Here is a 16,662-nt window from a genome sequence, read left to right as displayed (position 1 = left end):
TCGGCGGTCAGATCTCGAGGGTGTCGAGCGGGGCGAGGGCGAAGTAGCTTCCGCCGCCCTGCTCGGTCGCCCATCGCAGGCGATCGTGTGACATGCTCTGCCCCGCGCCGGACAACACCATCTCGTGCGTCCCGAACGCACGCTTCGGCGCGACGGCCGTGACGAAGTCCATCCCCTCGGAGATCTTCATCCAGGGGGCCCCGGCCGGTGCGGCGAGGACGTCGACCTCGACCCCCTCCGGCACGGCGAAGGAGTCCCCGGGGTAGTAGACCCGGTCGTTGATGAGGACGCCGACGTTGTCGATGACGGGGATCGACGGGTGGATGACCGCGTGGGTGCCGCCGAAGAACCGGAGCGCGAACGGTCCGACCTCGACCACGTCGCCCGGTGCGACGACGGTGACGTCGTATCCCTCTGCCGCGGCGGCCACACCGGCAGGGCCGTACACGACGGCCCCGGGACTCGCCGCGAGGATGCGATCCAGGTGCTCCCCGGTCCAGTGGTCGGGGTGGAGGTGCGTGATCAGGACCGCCACGACGTGGTCGACGTCCGCGATCGGTGCCGTGAACGACCCGGGGTCCACGACGAGCTTGGCGCCGTCGGTCTCGAGGAGGAATGCTGCGTGTTCGAACTTCGTCAGTCTCATACGACGAGTGAATACCGTCCCGGCATCCAGGGCAAGCCGGTCCGTCGGGCCTCGCTCGGCCCCGCTCCTGTCAGAATCGGCACGTGACCATGCAGCAACGACGCATCGGCGTCGCCATCAACCCGTCCGCGTCCTTCGGCGCGACCCGAGCGGTCGGCCCGATGGTGCTCGACGCGCTCCACACCGCCGGCCACCGGACGGTCCACCTGCAGGAGGACGACGTCGAGGGACTCCGGGTCTCGGTGCGTGCCGCGATCGACACCGGCCTGGACGCGCTCGTCGTCGTCGGCGGTGACGGGATGGTGAGTCTGGCGGTCGAGGCGGTGCGGGACTCCGGGCTGCCGTTCGGCGTCGTCCCCTCCGGTACGGGGAACGACATCGCCAGAGGCCTCGGCATCCCGTTGGACGACCCCGCGGCGGCCATCGACCTGCTGGTGCGGGCGCTGGATCGGGAGCCGCGCACCATCGATGCGGGCACCGCGACGGTCGGGGATCGCACGACCTGGTTCGTCGGAGCCGTGTCTGCAGGGTTCGATGCGCTGGTGAACGAGCGGGCGAACCGGATGCGGCGTCCGCGCGGTCGCAGTCGCTACACCATCGCGATCCTCCGAGAGCTCATCGCTTTGCGACCCCGCCGGTACGACTTGGTGGTCGACGGTGTGGCCGAGTCGGTGGAGGCGGTGCTCCTCGCCGTGGCGAACAACACCTCGATCGGAGGCGGCATGTTGATCGCCCCGCAGGCCGACCTCGCCGACGGGCGATTCGACCTCTTCGTCGTCGCGCCGGTGTCGCGGTCGCGGTTCCTCCGCCTCTTCCCGAAGGTGTTCTCCGGCGCGCACACCGAACTCGACATCGTCCGGCTGTCGCGGGTCCGTTCCGTGTCGATCGGAGCGGCGGACATCTCGGCGTACGCGGACGGGGAACGGATCGGACCCCTCCCGGTCGTGGTCGAGGTGGTGCCGGGGGCGCTCCGAGTCCTCGCCTGAGGCCGCGGCGACACAGCCGGGAGGGGTGCCGACACGCCCGCCGGAGGCCTGTCAGGGCGTCGATTTGTACGGCTCGAAATCGTATGGCATACTCATATCCGTTGCTTACGGCCCCATCGTTTAGCGGCCTAGGACACCGCCCTCTCACGGCGGCAGCACGGGTTCAAATCCCGTTGGGGTCACAACACCGAAAAGAAGCCCCGTTCTCCTGTGTCTACAGGGAGCGGGGCTTCTTCGTCGTGGGGTCGAGGGCCTCCCTCGAGATGCCCGGTTCGCGGCGGTGTCGTCCGACGTTTCTGGGCGATGCCCGGCGACGGCAGGGTTCGCACCGATCTCCTGGGACGTTGCTGCGTGCTAGCTTGGCCGGGTGATCGTGAAGCAGAAGCGCCGCGCTCCGGCGACAGCCGCCGTCCTGATCCTCGCCGCCCTGCTGACGGGATGTTCCATCCCGGTCACGGGGGAGCCCGTCGCGGGTGAGGCCGGCCCCGTCATCGACGTCGCCGGCGGGACGGACGACACCCTGCGCAAGGACTTCGACGCGAGCCCGCAGGAGGTCAACGACTACTGGACCGACGACAAGTTCGGTGGCGCGAAGGCACCTGACCTCAAGCCGGGCGAGGACACCCTCACGGGCGACCAGGCGACCGGCGTGGTCGTCCACCCGAGCACCGGTGTCGGCCCCGACGTCGACGTCAAGGCCATCGCGCCGACCGCCGCCGGTGACCCCTACCCGGCGACGGGGCTCGCCGCAGCGACGCAGGGGCGCCTCTACTTCTCCATCGGTGGCGCCACCTACGTCTGCTCCGCGAGCGTCGTCAACGCGCCGACCATGGACCTCGTGCTGACCGCGGGCCACTGCGTGTGGGACACGTACGGCAAGCAGCTCGCCGAGAACATCATCTTCATCCCGGCCGACGCGGCCAACGGTCAGACCCAGCCGTACGGCCAGTGGGCGGGTGTCAGCACCTACGTCCCCGACGAGTTCACCAGTGAGGCGACCTCCGACGCCAGCGGCGCGACGAGCGGGAACGGCTGGGCGTACGACTTCGCCTTCATCCGGCTCGCTCCGAACGCGTCGGGTCAGAAGATCCAGGAGGTCACCGGCGGTCAGGGCATCTCCTTCGGAACCCCACCGGAGGGCATCACCGTGATCGGGTACCCGTCCGCCGCTCCGTTCGACGGCCAGTCGCAGCGGTACTGCGCGAGCCAGGCGGCCACCAAGGGGTACGCGGGCTACCGGGTCGACTGCCTCATGACGCCAGGATGTTCGGGCGGCGGCTGGCTCACCAGACTCGACCCCGCCACCGGCGCCGGGTACGTCACCTCCGTCACCTCCCGCGGCGACGGATCCTGGCTCGAGGGCCCGGTCCTCGGCCAGCGGGCGCTCACGCTCTACAACGACGCTCTGGCGGAGGGATCGTGACCGCCCACCTGCAGACGACGCGGCGCCCTGGGGTAATCCGCCTCCTCGTCATCGCCGGCGGGGCCGCCCTCGCCTTGACCGCGTGCACGACGCCAGGCTCGGCGTTCCCCGACGCCGCCGCCCAACAGAGCTACATGCAGGATCTCGCCGAGGCCAGGTTCGAACTCCTCGCCGCCCAGATCGGGCAGGCGCCGGACGTCATCGGGTCTGCTTACGTGCACGCCGTCTCCGGCGACCTCGAGTCGCATGAGAACGACTCGGTGGTCCTGTTCGGTGACCCGACCGCCTCGTTCAGCCAGGACAAGGGTTCGGCCGACGGCAACACGGTCGACATCTACCACGAGGCAGGCCGCAACTACGACCTGCTCCTCCTGGGTGGCGAGCTCAAAGAACTCGCCCCGACGGAGTGGGTGGCCGTCGATACGCAGTACACGGCGGACGAGGACACGGAGGGTTCGCTCGGGCCCGCGTGCGTCTTCCCCGGGATCTCGATCGCGTGCGACATCTACACGGCGGTCGAAGCGACCCGCAGCGCCAAGGAGGGGGTGCCGAGCAGCGTCGTCGTCTCGATGCGCAACGACGGGTCCTCGCAGATCTCGACGAGCGCGACCCTCGAGAGCGTGCTGGCGGTGGGGACGCTCTTCGACCTGCCGGACGATGTCGTCTCCTCGTTCAGCGAGGATGAGCTGGCGACGCAGTTGCCCGTCACGATCTTCCAGAACGCGGAGGGCGGGCTCGTGAAGATGGAGCTGAGCGGAACGGTCGACGGCGACACGCCGCTGCAGCTGCAAGCCGGCTTCGAGGTGTCGGGGACGTCGACCCTCGAGGACCTGCCGACGTCACCATCAGGATTCGACACGACGGTGATCCCGGCGGCCGATCAGGCCGCGTTCTGGGATCGGATCGAGGAGTTGCGGAAATGACCGACGATCAGAAGCCCGAGAACCTCGGAAGACCCCCGGTCGGCGGACCGCTGCGACCGGACCAGCAGCCACCCGGGTTCCCCGACCCGAACGCACCGCGCCTGGAGTTCGGACCGGGAAGCCCGCAGCTGCAGACGCCGCCGACGAACGGCACCGCGCAGAACAGCCAGCACGGTCCGTCCCAGGCCGGACCCACGCAGAACGGTCAGGGCGGTCCGTCCCAGGGCGGCCCCGCCCAGAACGGCACGCCCGGGAACAGCTCGGCGTCCGGATCGCCGTCGTACCCGAACGGGCGGCCGAACGGCGCCCCGGGGCAGCAGCCCACCGGCTCTTCGCAGACGAACCAGGGTCAGCAGGCCGCACCCGACGCGGCCGGGCGGCCGTGGCCTCAGCAGGGGCCGCCGTCGGGCGCGCCCGCTGGTCGGCCGCCGGCTCAGGGACAGCAGCAGGGCCCGGACGGATTCCGTCCTCCGGCGCCCTACGGTCAGTCCGGCCAGGGCCAGCAGCCGCCGCTGCCCAACCAGCCTCACGGAGGACCTCAGGCTCGTCCGACGGGCGCGCCGAACGGCCAGCAGGGCAACCAGCCGTTCGGTCAGGGGCGTCCTCCCGGACCCCAGCCCTTCGGGCCGGGACAGGCCCAGCACCCGGGCGCTCCGTTCCCGGGAGGCCAGCCACAGGGTCCGCAGCAGCAGGGGCCGTCTCAGCGACCCGGGCAGCAGCAGCCCGGTCCATCCACGGGCCCGTTCCGTCCGGGCCCCGAGTACGGCGGCCCGGCCCAGCAGTCCGCCTCGACGCCGAAAGCGCCGCGCAAGCCGCTCGGCCGCAAACTCTGGACCGGTGTCGTCATCGGTGCCGTGGCCGCGTCGCTCATCGCGGTTCCGCTCACCCTGCTGTCGGTCGGCCGCCTGTTCACCCCGATGCTCGACCGCGGGGCGGTGCAGACCGGCGTGGCCGAGGTGCTCAAGCAGGACTTCGGGTTGGCCGACGTCGAGAAGGTGGAGTGCCCGAGCGACCAGCCGGCCACGACCGGGACGCAGTTCGAGTGCACCTTCTCCTACAACGCGAAGAGCTACCCGGTGGCCGTCGAGGTCATCAACGATCAGGGGCAGTACCGCGTCGGGGTCGACGCTCCGAAGTAGGGGATCGGGGCGTCGGTGGCCCGGCTCCAGGGCCAGGCCGGGCGTGTGCAGGGTGGTACGCTGGGCCCATGCTGTCCGGGCTGCTCCTCCTTCCGTGCCGCGACGAGGCCTAGACCCAGGCTCCCTCGTCGCGGAGGTCGCTGACGCCTGTCCACTCATCGTTTGAAGGAATTCCACGACATGTCGCAGCTGAACGCCGATCCGTCCATCCCGAGCATCCCCGAGCACCCGCGGACGCTGGCCGAGAAGGTCTGGGACGACCATCTCGTCGTCAAGGGCGAGGACGGCACGCCCGACCTCATCTACATCGACCTGCACCTCGTCCACGAGGTGACGAGCCCGCAGGCGTTCGACGGGCTGCGCCTGGCCGATCGCCCGCTCCGCCGCGTGGACCTCACGATCGCGACCGAAGACCACAACACCCCGACGCTCGCGATCGACAAGCCGATCGCCGACCTCACGAGCCGCACGCAGATCGAGACGCTGCGGCGGAACGCTGCAGAGTTCGGCGTCCGCATCCACTCGCTCGGCGACCTCGATCAGGGCATCGTGCACGTCGTCGGCCCGCAGCTCGGCCTCACCATGCCGGGGATCACGGTCGTCTGCGGCGATTCGCACACCTCGACGCACGGCGCGTTCGGCGCGATGGCCTTCGGTATCGGCACGAGCGAGGTCGAGCACGTCATGGCGACCCAGACCCTTCCGCTGAAGCCGTTCAAGACCATGGCGATCACCGTCGAGGGCACCTTGCGTCCGGGCGTCACCGCGAAGGACATCATCCTCGCCGTGATCGCGAAGATCGGCACCGGCGGCGGGCAGGGGTACGTGCTCGAGTACCGCGGTTCCGCGATCCGTGCGCTCTCGATGGAGGGGCGCATGACGATCTGCAACATGTCGATCGAAGCTGGAGCACGTGCCGGCATGGTCGCCCCCGACCAGACCACCTACGACTACCTGCAGGGTCGCCCGCATGCGCCGACCGGAGCCGACTGGGACGAGGCCGTCGCGTACTGGGACACCCTCGCGACCGATGAGGGTGCCGCCTTCGACGCCGAGGTCTTCCTCGACGCCGACACCCTCGAGCCGTTCGTCACCTGGGGCACCAACCCCGGACAGGGCGTCTCGCTGAGCGAGAACGTGCCGGACCCCGCCGCCATCGCGGACCCGAACGAACGGTCGGCCGCCGAGCGCGCCCTGGAGTACATGGCCCTCGAAGCCGGCACGCCGATGAAGGACATCCCGGTCGACGCCGTCTTCATGGGTTCCTGCACGAACAGCCGCATCGAAGACCTCCGGGCCTTCGCGTCCATCATCGAAGGCCGCACGAAGGCTGAGGGCGTGCGGGTCATGGTGGTCCCCGGGTCAGCTCGGGTGCGGATCGAGGCGGAGGCCGAGGGCCTCGACAAGATCATCACCGATTTCGGTGCGGAGTGGCGCTTCGCCGGGTGCTCCATGTGCCTCGGCATGAACCCCGATCAACTCGCCCCGGGCGAACGCTGTGCGTCCACCTCCAACCGCAACTTCGAGGGTCGTCAGGGCAAGGGCGGTCGGACGCACCTCGTCTCGCCGCTCGTCGCCGCCGCCACCGCCATCCGCGGAACGCTCTCCAGCCCCGCCGACCTGGAGGTCGGCCCCGGCAGACACGCGGCGACCGAGCAGGAAGGCGTGCACGCCTGATGGACAAGTTCACGACCGTCACCGGCATCGCAGCACCGTTGCGCCGCTCCAACGTCGACACCGACCAGATCATCCCCGCCGTCTACCTGAAGCGCGTCACGAAGACGGGCTTCGAGGACGCGCTCTTCGCCGGGTGGCGACAGGACCCGGACTTCGTGCTCAACCAGCCGGCCTACCAGGGCGCGAGCATCCTCGTCGCCGGGCACGACTTCGGGACGGGCTCGTCGCGCGAGCACGCCGTGTGGGCGCTCCGCGACTTCGGGTTCACCGTCGTCGTGTCGTCGCGCTTCGGCGACATCTTCCGCGGCAACTCGGGGAAGCAGGGGCTGCTGGCGGCCCAGGTCACCGAGGAGGAGCTGGAACAGCTCTGGGCGGCGATCGAGGCGTCCCCGGGCGCTGACTCGGTGGTGAACCTCATCGACCGCACCATCACGGTCGGCGATCTCACGGTTTCGTTCGAGGTCGACGATTACACTCGGTGGCGGCTCATCGAAGGACTCGATGACATCGGGCTGACGCTCCGCAGCGAGGAGCACATCACCGCATTCGAAGCCCGGCGGCCCAACTGGCTGCCCCGCACCATTCCCGTCAAGTAGCAAGGCAGTAGGTACCGGTTTGAATTCACTCGTCCAGGCGTCACAGGCGGCAGGCTCGTCGGTCGGACTCGATGTCGACCGCATCACGATCAACGGCGGCATCCCGCTCACCGGCCGGATCGAGGTCAAGGGTGCCAAGAACCTCGTGACCAAGGCCATGGTGGCGTCGCTGCTCGGGGAGAACGTCAGCGTCCTGCGCAACGTGCCGAACATCAGCGACGTCCGGGTCGTCCGGTCGCTGCTCGAGATCCACGGCGTCGACGTCACCGAGGGGGAGAACCCCAACGAGCTCCGCCTCGACCCGACGAACGTCGAGTCCGCGCACATGGAGGAGATCGACGCACACGCCGGCTTCTCGCGGATCCCGATCCTGTTCTGCGGCCCGCTGCTGCACCGCCTCGGAGCAGCCTTCATCCCGGACCTCGGCGGCTGCCGCATCGGCGACCGTCCGATCGACTTCCACCTCGACGCGCTCCGGAAGTTCGGCGCGGTCGTCGAGAAGCTCCCGCAGGGCATCCGGCTCTCGGCTCCGAACGGTCTCCACGGGACGACGGTGCACCTGCCGTACCCGAGCGTCGGCGCGACGGAGCAGGTGCTCCTCACCGCGGTCCGTGCGAAGGGCACGACGGAGCTCAAGGGCGCCGCGATCGAACCCGAGATCATGGATCTCATCGCGGTCCTCCAGAAGATGGGCGCGATCATCTCCTACGAGCCCAACCGCGTCATCCTCATCGAGGGCGTGGACAAGCTCGAGGGCTACGACCACACGGCGATCGGCGACCGCAACGAGGCCGCCAGCTGGGCCTCGGCGGCACTGGCCACCGACGGCGACGTGTTCGTCGGCGGCGCGAAGCAGCAGGACATGATGACGTTCCTGAACATCTTCCGGAAGGCGGGCGGCGGATTCGACATCACCGACGACGGCATCCGCTTCTACCGTAAGGAGGAGCTCAAGCCCGTCGTCATCGAGACCGACGTGCACCCCGGATTCATGACGGACTGGCAGCAGCCGTTGATCGTGGCGCTCACGCAGGCGAAGGGTGAGTCCATCGTCCACGAGACCGTGTACGAGAACCGCTTCGGTTTCACGGACGCGCTCAACACGATGGGCGCGAACATCGTCGTGCACCCGAACGGACTGTCCGGCACGCCTCGTCGGGTGCCTCGTCGCAACCTCGAGCAGGCCGCCGTCATCAACGGACCGACGCCGCTGCACGGCGCCGACATCGAGGTCCCCGACCTCCGCGGTGGCTTCAGCCACCTCATCGCGGCGCTGACGGCCGAGGGGAAGTCCACGGTCAGCAACGTCGGCATCATCAGCCGCGGGTACGAGAACTTCATCGTCAAGCTCCAGCAGCTCGGTGCTGACTTCGTCCTCGAAACGAAGTAGTCCGCTGTGGGGGTGGAGCGGTCGAGACCGTCGATCTACTGGCTGTTGTCGTCGATAGCGATCCCGCCGTTCAGCGCCCTCGTCAAGCTGCGGATCCGGCACGGTGAACGACTGCCACAGGAGGGTGCCTTCATCCTGTCGCCCAACCACGACAGCGAGTTCGACCCGTTGATCATGGGCGCCGCCGTCTGGCGGCTCGGCAGGCAACCTCGCTTCATGGCCAAGGGCAGCCTGTTCCGCGTGCCGGTCGTCGGGTGGCTCCTGAGCCGGTCGGGGCAGATCCCGGTGCAGCGCGAGGGTTCGGCCAGGGGCATGGATCCGGTGAGCGCCGCGGCGCACCTCGCCCGTCGCGGTCAAGGCGTCATCGTGTACCCGGAGGGGTCGCTCACCCGTGACCCGGGGCTGTGGCCCATGCGCGGACGCACGGGCGCGGCGCGGATCGCCCTCACCCACGGCCTGCCGATCATCCCCGCGGCGCACTGGGGTACGCAGGAGGTCATGCCGCGGTACGGCAAGCTGCGGGTCTTCCCGTTGCGGAAACGGGTCGACGTCGCCATCGGTGAGCCGGTGGACCTCTCGGCGTTCGCGGGCCGGCCGCTAGACTCGAAGACGCTGAACGAGGCGACCGAGGTCGTCATGCGGGCCATCACCGCCCTCTGCGAGGAACTCCGCGGTGCCCAGGCTCCCACGGAGCGCTGGGACCCCTCCAAACACCAGCAGAAGGAGACGGGCCGCTTTGAGTCCTAGGAACGTTCCGGCGACGCCGGCCGCCACGAAGGTCGCGGTCCTCGGAGCGGGCAGCTGGGGCACGACCTTCGGTAAGATCCTCGCGGACGGTGGGTCCGACGTGGTCATGTGGGCCAGACGACCCGAGCTCGCCCGTGAGATCACCGAGGCGAAGCGCAACAGCGACTACCTGCCGGGCATCAACCTGCCGATGCGCATGACGGCCACGGCGAGCATGGTCGACGCCGTGCGCGGGGCTGCGGTGGTGTTCCTGTCGGTTCCGAGTCAGTCCCTGCGCGACAACCTCATCGCGCTGCGCCCGCACCTCGAGGAGGGCACCATCGTGGTGTCGCTCATGAAGGGTGTGGAGCGACGCAGCGGCTCGCGCATGAGCGAGGTCATCCGGGAGACGCTCGACATCGACCCCTCGCGCATCGCCGTCGCCTCCGGTCCGAACCTCGCCCTCGAGATCGCCCGTGAGCAGCCGACCGCGGCGGTCATCTCCTCGGAGAGCCTCGAGACCGCGCAGACGGTCGCACTCCTGGCGCGCAACCGGTATTTCCGCAGTTTCGTGAACACCGACGTGATCGGGACCGAGTTCGGTGGGGTCCTGAAGAACCTCATCGCCGTGGCGATCGGCATCGTCGACGGCGTCGGCTACGGCGAGAACACGAAGGCGTCCATCATCACGCGAGGGCTGGTGGAGATGACCGACTTCGCGGTCGCCCACGGCGCCCAGCCCGAGACCCTGTCGGGCCTGGCCGGGCTCGGCGACCTCATCGCCACCTGCCAGTCCCCGTTGTCCCGCAACAACACGGCGGGCCGACTGCTCGGGCAGGGGTATCAGTTCGACGATGTCGTCAAGCAGATGCAGCAGACGGCCGAGGGGCTCGCCTCCGTCGCTCCGGTCCTCGAACTGGCCCGCGCGAAGGGTGTCGCGATGCCCATCGTCGAACAGGTCAAGCAGGTGCTCGACGGCACGCTCGACCCGAAGGACATCGCACCACACTTGACGACCGACGACGACGAACCCCAGGGGGAGAGAAGCAACGATGACGCACAAGACCGGAGTGGTGGTGCTCTTTGGAGGCCGTTCAAGCGAGCACTCGATCAGCTGCGCAACGGCGGGCGGCGTCCTCGCGGCGATCGACCGTGAACGATACGACGTCTACCCGGTCGGCATAGCCCACGACGGGTCCTACGTCCTCGAGGTCGACGACCCGAGCCGGTACGCGCTCGATCCTGAGCACCTTCCGGAGGTCGACGCCTCGCGTCCCGCCGTGCGGTGGCCTGATCGGATCGGCTCCCGGGAGTTGACCGTGGTCGGCCCCGACGGTGTCGAGTCGACGCTCGGACCGATCGACATCGTGTTCCCGATCCTCCACGGCCGGTTCGGCGAGGACGGGACCGTGCAGGGGATGCTGGAGCTCGTCGACCTGCCGTACGTCGGGTCGGGGGTGTTGGCGTCGTCGCTCGGGATGGACAAGCACTTCACGAAGACCGTGCTCGAAGCCGCAGGGATCGCCGTCGCCCCCTGGGTCCGGTTCTCCGCCTACGAGTGGGCGTCCGCACCGGAGCAGGTCCTGTCGTCACTCGGTTCCCTGGGGCTCCCGGCCTTCGTGAAGCCGGCTCGCGCCGGATCGAGTGTCGGTGTCTCGAAGGTGTCCTCGCCCGAGGCGTTCGCCGCCGCGATCGAGGTCGCCCTCGCCGAGGACTCGACGGTGCTCGTCGAGACCGGCCTCGTCGGGCGCGAGGTCGAGTGCGCCGTCCTCGAGTCGCTGCCCGGCACTGCTCCGCGGGTGTCCGTCGCCGGCGAGGTCGTCGTCACCGGACGGGACTTCTACGACTTCGCGGCCAAGTACCTGGACGCCCCCGGCATCGAGCTGGTCTGCCCTGCCGACATCCCCGACGCGCAACTCGCCGAGATGCAGGACCTCGCGAGGCGGTCGTTCGACGCCCTCGGATGCGCCGGGCTCGCACGGGTCGACTTCTTCCTGACCGCCGACGGCTTCGTCGTCAACGAGGTGAACACCATGCCCGGCTTCACGCCGATCTCGATGTTCCCGAGTTGCTGGCTCGCCTCGGGGCTCAGCTATCCGGAACTCATCACCGAATTGATCGAGGTCGCGCGCGCCCGGTCGTGACCAGACGGGTGCCCTCAGGCGTCAGCCGTCGGCGTCAGCCGTCAGTGGGGATCGGCAGCTCGGCGTCGCCGAGGGCGGTGCACTTGCCCGTGATGGGCAGGACCGAGACGGCCGGCGCGAGGTCGGCGAGCACGGTGCTGCTGGCGACGGCGTCACCGTCGAGCACGATCTCGACCGCGGGGGTGCGGCCGAAGGTCGTGAAGCGGTAGCGCGGCGCGTCGCTGTCGTCGATGATCCAGTCGACCCCGTTCACGGACTGGCACTGCTGGGTGGTGGGGCCGGGGATGGCGACGCCGCAGTGCAGGAGGACGGCTGACGGGTCGCCCCAGGCGCCGGTGGCCTGCGCGTCGGTCGTGCGTTCCGGCAGCTCGGCCACCACGTCGGGGAGGCGCACGGTCACCTCGGCGCACTGCGGGTTGTTCGCGTCGTCGGCTGGTTCGAGTGCGACGGCGGGGGCACAGCCGGCGAGGGCGAGGGCGGCGACCGCAGCGAGGGCGGTGGCCAGGAGGGCGCGGGTCGGGGACATCGCACACCAGGCTACCGTTGATCCCATGAACGAGTCTGGGAGTGCCTCCGGCGGTGGTGCGATGCACGGGACGTCCGTCGGTGACCTGGCCGAGGGGGAGCTGCTGGAACGGATCTTCCCCCGTCTGCCGCACGCGGAGGCCGAACTCCTCGGGCCAGGCGATGACGCAGCGGTCGTGCAGGCGCCGGACGGTCGGTTCGTCGTGACGACGGACACGATGATCCACGGCCCGGACTTCCGGCTCGCGTGGTCGACCGGACACGATCTGGGCTGGAAGGCCGCGGCCAGCAACCTCGCCGATGTCGCCGCCATGGGTGCCAGGCCGACGGCCCTCGTGGTGGCGTTGGCGATGCCGAAGCACCTGCCGGTCGCCGTCCTCGACGGGTTCGCCGAGGGCCTCCGCGACGCCTGCTCCGCCCTCGCGCCGGGGTGTGGCGTCGTCGGTGGTGATCTGGCCGTCTCGGACGTGTTCATGATCGCGGTGACGGCGTTCGGGGACCTGGAGGGGAGAGCTCCTGTCCGTCGGGATGGCGCGCAGGTCGGTGACACCGTCGCGGTCGCCGGTGAGCTGGGAGCGGCGGCGGCCGGCCTCCGGCTGCTGTTCGACCGAGGGGTCGACGAGGCGGGGGTCCCGTCGGCCGAGGCGGCGGCCGCGCTACGGGTGGAGCATCGGGCCCTGGTCGAGGCGCAGTTGGCCCCGCGCCCACCGATCGGTGCCGGCGTCGTCGCGGCCGTCGGGGGAGCCACGGCGATGCTCGACCTCTCCGACGGCCTCGCGCTGGACGCCGGGCGTCTCGCTCGGGCGAGTGGTGTCGCGATCGACCTCCGGGGCGACGCGCTGGGCGCCGACGCCGTGCTCGCCCTCTCCGGTGGAGAGGACCACGCGCTGCTGGCGACGTTCCCCGCGGCGGGCGGTGTCCCCGACGGGTTCCGCGCCATCGGCACGGTGCGGTCGGGAGCCGGTGTCCTCGTGGACGGCAGGCTCTACGACGGCGACGCGGGGTGGGACCCGTACCGAGACTGGGACGACGCCGCCGGCTGACGTGCGGCGTCGACGGCCTCGGTGGGACAGATCAGGCCGGAGCGATCCACCAGATGAGGGTCTCGCCGTAGGTGCTCTTCCGCAACACCTCGAGCTCGGCGGGGAGCGTGGGTTCCGGCGACCGGGAGCTGCGTTCCACGAGGATCAGGCCGTCATCCGCCACGAGGCCGACGAGCGCCGCCAGGTTGGCGGTGAGCTCGGCCTCGGGCAGGTCGTAGGGCGGATCGATGAACACGAGGTCGGACGGGACCGTCGCCCCCGCGAGATAGGCGCCGACCGCCTTGGCCTGCACCGTGATCCGGGGCGCCGCGCCACGAGGGGCCGCCGCCGTCACGATCCTGGCGTTGTCGCGGCACAGCTTCGCGGCCTCGGACGACCGGTCGACCAAGGTCACCACGGTCGCGCCCCGACTCGCGCACTCGAGTCCGAGGGAGCCTGATCCGGCGTAGAGGTCGAGCACCTCGGCCCCGGCGATGACGTCGCGGGCCTCCAGTGCTGAGAAGAGCGCTTCGCGGACACGATCACTCGTGGGTCGTGTCCCGCTGCCCGGAACCCGGATCGTGCGTGATCCGGCGAAACCCGAGATGATCCTGATGCCGGCCATGGCTCCATCCTCGCAGGCCGCACGGGACGAGGCGAACCGTCGGTGTCCGAGGTGCCGAATAGAATCGAGGGCATGACGGGGATCGAGCTGGGCACGAAGCTCGGGGGCGTCCTCGGTGGGCGCACGGCCACGGCACTGCAGAAGGCGTTCGGCGTCGAGACCGTCGGCGACCTGCTCGAGCACTACCCCCGTCGCTACGCGAGACGCGGCGAGCTGACGGCCATCGGGCAGCTGCCGCTCGGCGAGGACGTCACGATCGTCGCCGACGTGGTCGAGGTCCGCGACCGGGAGATGAAGCAGCGCAAGGGCTCCATCCTCGAGGTGGTCATCTCCGACGGCCAGGGCCGACTCAACCTCACCTTCTTCAACCAGAAGTGGCGGGCGAACGAGCTCCGACCGGGACTCCGTGGCATCTTCGCCGGCAAGGTCGGCGACTACCGCGGCAGCTACCAACTCGCACATCCGCAATACCAGCTCTTCCCCGACGACGCCGAAGCACCGGCGCTCGCCGATGCGCAGGCGAAGGCGTGGTCCGAGGCGCCCATCCCGATCTATCCGGCGACGAGCACCATCACGAGCTGGAACCTGAAACAGTCCGTCGAGCTCGTCCTCGACGCGTTGCCGCCCCAGGAGGATCCCGTTCCGCGGTCCGTCCGGTCGGCGAGGAGCGAGCTGTCCTTCGATGCCGCCATCCGCGCGGTGCACCGTCCTGCCGTGGACCGCGACTGGCAGCGGGGGCGCCGCAGCCTCCGCTACCAGGAGGCGTATCTGCTGCAGACGGCGCTCCTCCAACAGCGCGCGGCGACCAGAGCCCTCGCGGCCGAGCCGCGCACACCCCGAGCCGGCGGGTATCTGACCCGGCTCGACGCGGCGCTGCCGTTCGAGCTGACCGGCGACCAGCAGACGGTCGGAGCGGAGATCGCCGCCGACCTCGCGCAGCGCCATCCCATGAACCGCCTCGTCCAGGGCGAGGTGGGCTCGGGGAAGACCCTGGTCGCGCTGCGGGCCATGGCGGCGGTGGCCGACAGCGGAGGACAATCCGTGCTCCTGGCGCCCACGGAGGTCCTGGCGGCCCAGCACCTGCGGTCGATCGTCCGATCCCTCGGCCCGGACCTCGCGGCGGAACTCATGCCGACCCTGCTCACCGGGCAGCTGCCGACGGCCGAACGCAAACGAGCACTGCTCCGCATCGTCGCCGGCCAGGCTCGCATCGTGATCGGGACGCACGCGTTGCTGGGTGATGCCGTCAGCTTCGCCGACCTGGGCTTGGTGGTCGTCGACGAACAGCACCGATTCGGCGTGGAGCAACGCGATCAGCTCCGCCAGAAGGGGCGTACCCCGCCGCACGTGCTCGTGCTGACGGCGACGCCGATCCCACGCACGGTCGCCATGACCGTCTTCGGTGATCTCGACGTCAGCATGATCAAGGAGCTGCCGCAGGGGCGCCAGGGCATCGAGAGCTTCGTGGTGGCCCTCGCGGACCACCCACGCTGGATCTCGCGCGTATGGGAGCGACTGGCGGAGGAACTCGCCCAGGGGCGGCAGGGGTTCGTGGTGTGTCCGGCGATCGACGCCAAGGAGGTCGAACCGGGGGAGCCCCTCGAGGAGGACGTCGATCCGGCACGCCCGGTCGCCTCCGTCCTGACGACGGTCGAGGAGCTCCGGCGGCACCCGCTGCTCGCCGCCCGACGGATCGAGGTCCTGCACGGTCGTATGAGCGCCGAGGAGAAGGACCGGACGATGCGCGCCTTCGCGGCGGGCGACATCGACGTCCTGGTGGCGACCACCGTCATCGAGGTCGGTGTCGACGTCCCGAACGCCTCGACGATGGTCGTCCTCGACGCGGACCGCTTCGGCGTCTCACAGCTGCACCAGCTGCGCGGCCGGGTGGGGCGAGGTGGTGTGCCGGGCCTCTGTCTGCTCGTCACCGCGGCCGAGATGGAGAGCACCGCCCGCGAGCGGGTCGACGCCGTGGCGGCGACGCTCGACGGCTTCGACCTCGCGCAGGTCGACCTCGAACTGCGGCGCGAGGGCGACGTCCTCGGCAGCACGCAGTCCGGTGGTCGGTCATCCCTCAAGCTGCTGCGGGTGGTGCACGACAGTGAGGTCATCATCGAAGCTCGGGCCGATGCGGCCGAGCTCCTCGCCTCGGATCCGGACCTCGCCGACCACCCCGCCCTGGCGGAGGCCCTGCGCCGACGCCTCGACGAATCCGACCGCGCCGCCCTCGCCAAGAACTGAGCACGGCTAGGCTGGCTCCATGAAGCGGATCGCCGTCGTCCCCGGATCGTTCGACCCCGTCACCCTGGGGCACCTGGATGTCATCGAGCGGGCGGCGCGGATCTTCGACGAACTCCACGTCCTCGTCGTGCACAACCCCGACAAGTCCGCACTGCTGCCGATGCCGCAGCGCGTGTCGCTCCTCGAACGCTCCATCACGGACGGTGGCCTGCCGGACAACATCGTGGTGGCGCAGTGGAACGTCGGTCTGCTGGTGGACTACTGCACCGACGTCGGCGCGAGCGTGCTCGTCAAGGGCATCCGGTCACAGGTCGACGTCGCCTACGAGACGCCTATGGCCATCATGAACCGCAGCCTCGCCGGCGTGGAGACGGTCTTCCTCCTCCCGGACCCGGCGCACGCCCACGTCTCGAGCTCGCTGGTCAGGCAGGTCGCCGCACTCGGTGGCGACGTCAGCCCGTACGTTCCGCCGGTCGTGGCCTCCTTCCTGCAGGAGGGCTAGGGCGGCTCCTCGGTCGCGTTCGGCGTAGAATCGTCGATCGTGGCTAGAAAGAGAACCAACAACTCCCCGTTCAGCGTCAACGTGCGCGATCTGGTGA

At 69.9% G+C, this 16,662-nt stretch carries 16 protein-coding genes and 1 tRNA gene; 14 read left to right on the top strand and 3 right to left on the bottom strand.

Going from position 1 to position 16,662, the window contains the following annotated elements; all coding sequences use genetic code 11:
- Positions 1–7: 7 nt before the first annotated feature.
- On the bottom strand, positions 8–646 hold the full coding sequence (locus ASE44_RS05745; protein WP_056778133.1) for an MBL fold metallo-hydrolase: 639 nt from the start codon (positions 644–646) through the stop codon (positions 8–10).
- Positions 647–735: 89 nt separating this feature from the next.
- Here ASE44_RS05745 and ASE44_RS05740 point away from each other — a divergent pair, with 89 nt between their 5' ends.
- The 11 genes from ASE44_RS05740 (at position 736) to ASE44_RS05690 (ending at position 11,650) form a co-directional block, all read left to right on the top strand.
- Positions 736–1,632, top strand: a complete 897-nt coding sequence (locus ASE44_RS05740) for a diacylglycerol kinase family protein (protein WP_235522622.1) — start codon at positions 736–738, stop codon at positions 1,630–1,632.
- 109 nt (positions 1,633–1,741) lie between these two features.
- Positions 1,742–1,814 (top strand) — tRNA-Glu (locus tag ASE44_RS05735).
- A gap of 185 nt (positions 1,815–1,999) precedes the next feature.
- A complete protein-coding gene (locus ASE44_RS05730) occupies positions 2,000–3,055 on the top strand; it encodes a serine protease (protein WP_056006974.1) in 1,056 nt (351 codons plus the stop codon).
- On the top strand, positions 3,052–3,978 hold the full coding sequence (locus ASE44_RS05725) for a hypothetical protein (RefSeq protein ID WP_056778128.1): 927 nt from the start codon (positions 3,052–3,054) through the stop codon (positions 3,976–3,978). The genes ASE44_RS05730 and ASE44_RS05725 overlap by 4 nt, the downstream gene beginning before the upstream one ends.
- Entirely contained in the window at positions 3,975–5,117 is a 1,143-nt protein-coding gene (locus ASE44_RS05720) for a DUF4333 domain-containing protein (protein WP_056778125.1), read from the top strand. The genes ASE44_RS05725 and ASE44_RS05720 overlap by 4 nt, the downstream gene beginning before the upstream one ends.
- Positions 5,118–5,297: 180 nt before the next feature.
- Positions 5,298–6,794 carry a 3-isopropylmalate dehydratase large subunit gene (gene leuC, locus ASE44_RS05715; RefSeq protein ID WP_056778120.1) on the top strand — a complete coding sequence of 499 codons (1,497 nt, stop codon included), beginning with the start codon at positions 5,298–5,300 and terminating at the stop codon, positions 6,792–6,794.
- Positions 6,794–7,390 (top strand): 3-isopropylmalate dehydratase small subunit, encoded by a 597-nt coding sequence (leuD, locus tag ASE44_RS05710; RefSeq protein WP_056778119.1) that lies wholly within the window; start codon positions 6,794–6,796, stop codon positions 7,388–7,390. The genes leuC and leuD overlap by 1 nt, the downstream gene beginning before the upstream one ends.
- Before the next feature lie 19 nt (positions 7,391–7,409).
- Positions 7,410–8,780, top strand: coding sequence for a UDP-N-acetylglucosamine 1-carboxyvinyltransferase (murA, locus tag ASE44_RS05705; protein WP_056006959.1), 1,371 nt, complete (start codon positions 7,410–7,412; stop codon positions 8,778–8,780).
- A gap of 6 nt (positions 8,781–8,786) precedes the next feature.
- Positions 8,787–9,527, top strand: a complete 741-nt coding sequence (locus ASE44_RS05700; protein WP_056778116.1) for a 1-acyl-sn-glycerol-3-phosphate acyltransferase — start codon at positions 8,787–8,789, stop codon at positions 9,525–9,527.
- Positions 9,517–10,662 carry an NAD(P)H-dependent glycerol-3-phosphate dehydrogenase gene (locus ASE44_RS05695; RefSeq protein ID WP_056778115.1) on the top strand — a complete coding sequence of 382 codons (1,146 nt, stop codon included), beginning with the start codon at positions 9,517–9,519 and terminating at the stop codon, positions 10,660–10,662. The genes ASE44_RS05700 and ASE44_RS05695 overlap by 11 nt, the downstream gene beginning before the upstream one ends.
- Entirely contained in the window at positions 10,559–11,650 is a 1,092-nt protein-coding gene (locus tag ASE44_RS05690) for a D-alanine--D-alanine ligase family protein (RefSeq protein WP_056778112.1), read from the top strand. The genes ASE44_RS05695 and ASE44_RS05690 overlap by 104 nt, the downstream gene beginning before the upstream one ends.
- Before the next feature lie 34 nt (positions 11,651–11,684).
- Here ASE44_RS05690 and ASE44_RS05685 read toward each other — a convergent pair whose 3' ends face one another.
- Positions 11,685–12,176, bottom strand: coding sequence for a DUF3515 family protein (locus ASE44_RS05685; RefSeq protein ID WP_056006950.1), 492 nt, complete (start codon positions 12,174–12,176; stop codon positions 11,685–11,687).
- A 25-nt stretch (positions 12,177–12,201) separates the two neighbouring features.
- Between ASE44_RS05685 and thiL the strand changes: the two genes are divergently transcribed.
- Positions 12,202–13,218 carry a thiamine-phosphate kinase gene (gene thiL / locus ASE44_RS05680; RefSeq protein ID WP_056778110.1) on the top strand — a complete coding sequence of 339 codons (1,017 nt, stop codon included), beginning with the start codon at positions 12,202–12,204 and terminating at the stop codon, positions 13,216–13,218.
- 31 nt (positions 13,219–13,249) lie between these two features.
- Here thiL and rsmD read toward each other — a convergent pair whose 3' ends face one another.
- Positions 13,250–13,822, bottom strand: a complete 573-nt coding sequence (rsmD, locus tag ASE44_RS05675) for a 16S rRNA (guanine(966)-N(2))-methyltransferase RsmD (protein WP_056778106.1) — start codon at positions 13,820–13,822, stop codon at positions 13,250–13,252.
- Positions 13,823–13,894: 72 nt separating this feature from the next.
- On the opposite strand from rsmD, the gene ASE44_RS05670 reads away from it, so the two are divergent.
- A complete protein-coding gene (locus ASE44_RS05670) occupies positions 13,895–16,063 on the top strand; it encodes an ATP-dependent DNA helicase RecG (RefSeq protein ID WP_056778103.1) in 2,169 nt (722 codons plus the stop codon).
- A gap of 19 nt (positions 16,064–16,082) precedes the next feature.
- On the top strand, positions 16,083–16,565 hold the full coding sequence (coaD, locus tag ASE44_RS05665) for a pantetheine-phosphate adenylyltransferase (RefSeq protein WP_056006938.1): 483 nt from the start codon (positions 16,083–16,085) through the stop codon (positions 16,563–16,565).
- Positions 16,566–16,662 lie beyond the last annotated feature (97 nt).

Source organism: Plantibacter sp. Leaf1 (assembly GCF_001421315.1).
GTDB lineage: Bacteria > Actinomycetota > Actinomycetes > Actinomycetales > Microbacteriaceae > Plantibacter.
This window is presented reverse-complemented; position numbering and strand designations above follow the sequence as displayed.

Excerpts from the sequence above, each read along its gene's own strand:
- ASE44_RS05745 (WP_056778133.1), bottom strand. The coding sequence starts at position 646 with ATGAGACTGACGAAGTTCGAACACGCAGCATTCCTCCTCGAGACCGAC.
- ASE44_RS05740 (WP_235522622.1), top strand. The coding sequence starts at position 736 with ATGCAGCAACGACGCATCGGCGTCGCCATCAACCCGTCCGCGTCCTTC.
- ASE44_RS05720 (WP_056778125.1), top strand. The coding sequence starts at position 3,975 with ATGACCGACGATCAGAAGCCCGAGAACCTCGGAAGACCCCCGGTCGGC.
- leuC (WP_056778120.1), top strand. The coding sequence starts at position 5,298 with ATGTCGCAGCTGAACGCCGATCCGTCCATCCCGAGCATCCCCGAGCAC.
- leuD (WP_056778119.1), top strand. The coding sequence starts at position 6,794 with ATGGACAAGTTCACGACCGTCACCGGCATCGCAGCACCGTTGCGCCGC.
- ASE44_RS05690 (WP_056778112.1), top strand. The coding sequence starts at position 10,559 with ATGACGCACAAGACCGGAGTGGTGGTGCTCTTTGGAGGCCGTTCAAGC.
- ASE44_RS05685 (WP_056006950.1), bottom strand. The coding sequence starts at position 12,176 with ATGTCCCCGACCCGCGCCCTCCTGGCCACCGCCCTCGCTGCGGTCGCC.
- thiL (WP_056778110.1), top strand. The coding sequence starts at position 12,202 with ATGAACGAGTCTGGGAGTGCCTCCGGCGGTGGTGCGATGCACGGGACG.
- rsmD (WP_056778106.1), bottom strand. The coding sequence starts at position 13,822 with ATGGCCGGCATCAGGATCATCTCGGGTTTCGCCGGATCACGCACGATC.
- ASE44_RS05670 (WP_056778103.1), top strand. The coding sequence starts at position 13,895 with ATGACGGGGATCGAGCTGGGCACGAAGCTCGGGGGCGTCCTCGGTGGG.
- coaD (WP_056006938.1), top strand. The coding sequence starts at position 16,083 with ATGAAGCGGATCGCCGTCGTCCCCGGATCGTTCGACCCCGTCACCCTG.